Annotated in this window: 4 protein-coding genes; 3 read left to right on the top strand and 1 reads right to left on the bottom strand. The window is 41.6% G+C overall.

Features of this window, described 5'->3' with window-relative positions; genetic code table 11:
- The 3 genes from B9J87_RS07950 to B9J87_RS07940 all read left to right on the top strand — a co-directional run.
- Positions 1-1,227, top strand: a 1,227-nt coding sequence (locus B9J87_RS07950; protein WP_094150088.1) for an SLC13 family permease, incomplete at its 5' end; no start/stop codon positions are given.
- An 8-nt stretch (positions 1,228-1,235) separates the two neighbouring features.
- Entirely contained in the window at positions 1,236-2,573 is a 1,338-nt protein-coding gene (locus B9J87_RS07945) for an ATP-binding protein (RefSeq protein WP_017044755.1), read from the top strand.
- The gene (locus B9J87_RS07940) at positions 2,560-3,033 is read left to right on the top strand and encodes a response regulator (protein ID WP_010317964.1); all 474 of its coding nucleotides are present in this window, start codon (positions 2,560-2,562) and stop codon (positions 3,031-3,033) included. Before B9J87_RS07945 ends, B9J87_RS07940 begins: the two co-directional genes overlap by 14 nt.
- A gap of 50 nt (positions 3,034-3,083) precedes the next feature.
- On the opposite strand, the gene B9J87_RS17835 is transcribed toward B9J87_RS07940, so the two are convergent.
- Positions 3,084-3,267, bottom strand: a 184-nt coding sequence (locus B9J87_RS17835) for a hypothetical protein (protein WP_141201554.1), incomplete at its 5' end; no start/stop codon positions are given.

Raw genomic sequence — 3,267 nt, 5'->3', positions numbered from 1 at the left:
CTAGAGCTCCTAATGGTATCGGATAAAGGTATCTGGTTTATGAGGCTTGCTGAGGGAGAAGCTCATTTTGGTGGCTTGCTAAAACATACTGATATCATGGCGACGTTTGCCAGCCCAATTATTATGTTGTTTTTGGGTGGCTTTTTCTTAGCCATGGCCGCCACTAAGTATCGCTTGGATGTCAACCTTGCACGAGTGCTGCTCAAACCATTTGGCCAGAACCCCAAGTATGTCATGTTAGGCTTGATGTTAATTACTGGCATCTTCTCGATGTTTATGTCCAATACCGCAACAACAGCGATGATGCTTTCCATCTTAACGCCAGTCATCGCAGTGTTTGGCCCAAAAGATCCAGGGCGAATTGCTTTTGCTTTGTGTATTCCGGTCGCCGCTAATATTGGCGGTATAGGTACACCAATAGGTACTCCTCCCAATGCGATCGCATTGAAATATCTGGTCGGTGAAAATTTAATTACCTTTGGTGAATGGATGGCCTTTGGGGTGCCGTTTGTGATCATAATGATGGCACTCGCATGGGTATTGATTAGCGCCATGTTTAAAGCAGAGCAACAAAAAATTGAATTGACCATTAAAGGTAAATTTTTAAAAACACCAAAAGCCATTATTGTGTATGTCACCTTTGCTCTGACCATTCTTCTTTGGTTGATGGGCTCAACCCATGGTATGAACTCTTATACTGTTGCACTGATACCCGTGGCTGTCTTTTCTCTTACTGGCATCATCAACAAAGAAGATCTAAAGAAAATTTCTTGGGATGTGCTGTGGTTAGTGTCTGGTGGTATTGCGCTAGGACTTGCATTAGACAAAACGGGGTTAGCGCAACTAGTGGTGAACAGCATTCCTTTTGCACAGTATTCACCTTACGTTGTTTTATTTGGTGCGGCATTTTTGTGCCTCATTATGGCCAATTTTATGTCACATACCGCCACCGCGAACTTATTAATGCCGATTATGGCCGCGCTTGGCGCTTCAATGACTTCGCTTACTCCATTAGGTGGAGAAATTACGTTGATTCTCGTGGTTACCTTTGCTGCATCACTTGGTATGTCATTACCTATCAGTACACCACCTAATGCGTTGGCGCATGCTACCGGGCACGTTCAAAGTAACCAAATGGCTAAAGTAGGGGTTGTCCTCGGTGTGATTGGGGTGCTGCTCAGTTTTGTTATGGTTTGGTTACTTCATGCGGTTGGTCATATCGGTTAGGTAGCATTATGTCGGATAAAAGACTTGTTGCACTCATTGATCGTTATTTTCGCCATCCTGAACGGATGGTGAAACTGCCTTCGGGAAGTATTGTCATTGAGCAAGAAGGTTATAATGATCGACTCTATTTCGTATGGTCGGGAGAATTGAGTGGCTATTACAATGAAAAAGGCGATAAACCGATAAAAGTTTTTTCAGCCGGTGCGGGTGCTTTTATTGGCGTGCACAGTTTTTTTTCTGGTGAATGGATAGCTTCTTCAACAGTGGTGGCTGAATCTACGGTAGAGCTTGCCTGGATCGACCGAACTACGGCCGTCTTAGAAGAAGATCAATATGGACCTTTAACCGCCCAGTTTACCCCCGTTATTGTGAATGAATTATCCCGCCGTCAACGACGTGCAACTCAAGAATCAGTGGCAAAAGAAAAAGCATTAGAAAGGTTATATTCGGCTGAGCAAATGACGACCTTAGGCCAGTTAGCGGCGGGCATTGCCCATGAATTGAACAATGCCATCGGGGTAGTGAGTAGCAAATCTGAGCGATTAGAAGTACTGTTTATGGAGCTGCTCGAAGAGGTTCATCCTGAAGCGAGCCTATTTTTCGATTTTGGCTTGATGTATGGTCAGAAAGTATCGTCAAACGAAGCTAGAAGGCGAGGTGCTCTTTTCGAAAAGCAATACGCCCTGCCTAAAAATGTGGCAAGAGATTTAGCAAAAGCGGTTCCAGAAGACTACTTATCTTCGCACTGGCTGAAAAATCCACATTTAGCTATCCGTTATTGGCAAATGGGCCGTGACTTGCATGATTTACGTTTGGCCTCTAAACATACTGTTGGCATTGTTAAATCAGTAAAACAACTGGGCCGAACTGAAATTACTCAAGATGAAGAGTTCGATATTAACGATACGATCAATCGAGCATTGGCACTATTACAGAGTGATTTACGACGTGTCAGTGTCCGTATTAGGCCAGCTGCATTACCCTTATTTAAAGGATCTCAGACAGAGCTGGTACAAATTTGGGTAAACATCATCAAAAATGCCTGTGATGCGATGGCTAACATAGCAGAGCCAATGATAGAGATACAAACCAAATTAAGTAAACAACGTATATTGGTAACCATTGCTAATAATGGTCCTGAAATTAACGAAGCCACTAGACGGAAAATATTCCAACCAAGCTTCACCACCAAAAAAGGAGGGTTGTCGTTTGGTTTGGGACTAGGGTTATCAATAGTGAAACGCATTGTTTCTGGGTATGGTGGAAATGTCGTACTCAAAAGTGACAATGAAAGAACAATATTTAGAATTAAATTACCCACGGAGAGCGATTATGGAGAAGCTTAATATCATTTGTGTCGATGATCAAAGGGAAGTATTAAGTGCGATACTGCAAGATCTTCAACCACTCACTTCTTGGTTGAATATTGAAGATTGTGAATCGGCTTATGAAGTATTGGATCTAATGGATGAGTTTGACGAACAAGGTGAGCATATTGCGCTGCTGATGTCAGATCATGTGATGCCAGGAAAGACAGGAGTAGAATTATTAACCGAGGTCGCAGCAGATTCCAGATTTAAGAAAACAAAGAAAATTCTGTTAACAGGGCAAGCAACACACACAGATACGATCAATGCGATTAACACTGCAGGTGTAAATAGGTATTTTGAGAAACCATGGAATGCGAAAGAGCTGGTAGATTGTGTTCGCACTTTAGTGACAGAATTCATTTTTGAAGTAGGTTTAGATTATAAAGACTATCACAACGAATTAGATCAGAAAATAGTGCTAGCAAAACTGAGATAAGTGAATAATGCCCAAATAACTTTAACGGCGGCTATTAAAGTGTTTGGGTATTAATCGATGATATTAAAATGGCCAATAAGCTTGTCATCAGCATTCAATATTTGTCCTTGAGAAGATTCTTCATCATAAATAAAATTGAGATGAAGAGTGTCTAAATTGCAATTTATCTGACTTAATATATGACGTGTCAATATGTCACTATTAAGTTGATGAATAGTCGCATTCCAAGAGCAA

Origin of the sequence: Vibrio sp. V19_P1S1T109 (genome assembly GCF_002241375.1) — a bacterium.
Taxonomy (GTDB): Bacteria; Pseudomonadota; Gammaproteobacteria; order Enterobacterales; family Vibrionaceae; genus Vibrio; species Vibrio anguillarum.
Note: the sequence above shows the minus strand (reverse complement) of the source record. Positions and strands in the feature narration are given on the sequence as shown.

Coding starts and splice junctions, on each gene's coding strand:
- B9J87_RS07945 (WP_017044755.1), top strand. CDS start 1,236: ATGTCGGATAAAAGACTTGTTGCACTCATTGATCGTTATTTTCGCCAT.
- B9J87_RS07940 (WP_010317964.1), top strand. CDS start 2,560: ATGGAGAAGCTTAATATCATTTGTGTCGATGATCAAAGGGAAGTATTA.